A 2,043-nucleotide genomic window follows, 5' to 3' on the forward strand; every position below is an offset into this window, starting at 1 on the left:
GAGATCATCACCGGCGCGATCATTCTCGCCTCCACGACGCTTACGGCCCTCTCGGTCCAGAGCCGCAAGCGCTCCCGGCTTGTCGAGGAAGCGCCAATGGGGGAGCAAGCCCATGTCTGAAAATCTGCCGGTCACCGGGAATACGACAGGACATTCTGCCTCCATGACTGATCTCGCCACCCCGTTCCGCAGGCTGTTTCCTGCGCCTGTGTCGGGGCAGACTCTGGCCGCGCTGGTGCTCGCCATCGGATTCAGCCTCATCGTACCCGGGTTTTTCAGCCTCGGTTCCATGCGCTCCATGATGTTTCAGCTGCCGCAGCTTGGCCTTCTGGCCCTGGCCATGGCCATTCCCATGATGTCGGGTGGATTGAATCTGGCGATCATCGCGATTGCCAATGCCTGCGGACTCGCCATGGTGACGGTACTTGGCCATCTACCCCTGGAGGGACATGGTGCGGGTTACGTGGGATTCTGCATCGTGATCGCTCTCATGGCAGGGGCGGTGCTGGGGACGGCGCTGGGGGGCGTCACCGGATGGCTGATCGTGCGAACGAAAGTCCATCCTATTCTGGTCACGCTCGGGATCATGTCGATTGTCGAGGGCACGAGCATCTGGCTGACACGCGGTGAGGTGGTGTCGGGCCTGCCGGCCCTTTATGGCCAGATCGGCAACGCCTCACTGGTCCAGATACCGCTGGCCTTCCTCGCCTTTCTGGCGGTCGCGGGAGTCGTTCATCTGCTACTTCAGCATACGGCCTTCGGGATTTCGATCCGCATGATCGGGTCGAATGCGCTGGCCACACGCTATTCGGCAGTCAATGTCGATCGCGTGACAATCAGGATCTACGCGCTTTCAGGCTTCCTGTGCTTCTGCGCTGCCTGCCTGATGCTGGCGCGGTTCAACTCGGCCAGTGCTGCCTATGCCAAATCCTATCTGCTTGTCACGGTTCTGGCCGCCGTTCTGGGTGGGGTCGACCCCAATGGCGGTTTCGGGCGAGTGACAGGGCTGGTTCTGGCCATGATCATGCTTCAGCTGATCGCGACCGGGTTCAATCTGCTCGGCTTCAGCGATTATCTGACACTCGCCATCTGGGGGCTGGTGCTGATAGGAGTGGCCTGTGCCCAGTCTTCATTCAAAAAGAGGCGTTAAACGACCATCTAATACGGAAGTTGGGACTCTTGATCGACAGATCAAATAACGTGTCATCAAGCGAAGTGGTGTCCTTGGAGGCGATACGGGGAGCTTGCCGAGCGAGATCATTTTGCTCTGCCGCATTCATAAGATTCATGCTTGCTCAGTTAATTGAGGGTGTGTTGGACCGGCTCGACGCTGGGATACGTGGCACTCCTCCCCGAGAAGAACGCAAATAACTCAGACGAACGGGGAATATGCTTCGAGCGTAATGCCGCGCCTTGGCCGGGGATTGTCGAGTGGGAGCGTAATGACCGCTATAGGAGTGTTCATATCGGTAAGCGGCGGCAGGCATATATCCCCGTCTGATGACGATTTCGACTGCCGAAGATGACAAATAGCGCATGCCGAAGCGCTCGGTTCAGCGTAGCGAGCGGCAGTATCATCAGACGTTGACGAACAAATTTTAGTGAAAATTGCGATGTGGTGAATTTGTTATGACAATTCATTCATATATTGAGCCAATATTCTGTATGCCTTGAGCTTCAGGGACCAGTGCTGCGCTAGGTTATATGGCATGGTTTTACTGATCCTATGAGGCTCGAAATACCATTGGCTTGCGGCGTGGCGGGTTCGTCTTTCAGATTACACCTTCCCCCGGAGCCTAGCTCGAGGATGAGCCGTGAGTAGCTCCATACGTGTGTTGAGTTTTTTTGTAGGCCTTGTCATAGGCCTGCTTGGCGTCGGCCTGACCTTGGGAGGTATAGACCTCGCCTGGCTGGGCGGTAGCTGGGCGTATATTCTTCTGGGGCTGATGATGGCCTTTGTCGGCTTTGCCGTCATGGCCCGCAAGGCGATCGCCTTGCCAGTCTCCATTCTGCTCAGTCTTGTGGCCGCCGGTTGGGCGTTCA

General features: G+C 57.1%; 1 protein-coding gene and 1 pseudogene. Both read left to right on the top strand.

Features of this window, described 5'->3' with window-relative positions; translation table 11 throughout:
* Positions 1-112: 112 nt before the first annotated feature.
* Entirely contained in the window at positions 113-1,150 is a 1,038-nt protein-coding gene (locus P792_RS33545; RefSeq protein ID WP_200863493.1) for an ABC transporter permease, read from the top strand.
* A gap of 664 nt (positions 1,151-1,814) precedes the next feature.
* Positions 1,815-2,043 (top strand): annotated as a pseudogene (locus P792_RS37785) (hypothetical protein); the annotation flags it as partial.

The organism is Asaia sp. SF2.1, from assembly GCF_000505765.1.
GTDB classification, from domain to species: Bacteria; Pseudomonadota; Alphaproteobacteria; order Acetobacterales; family Acetobacteraceae; genus Asaia; species Asaia bogorensis.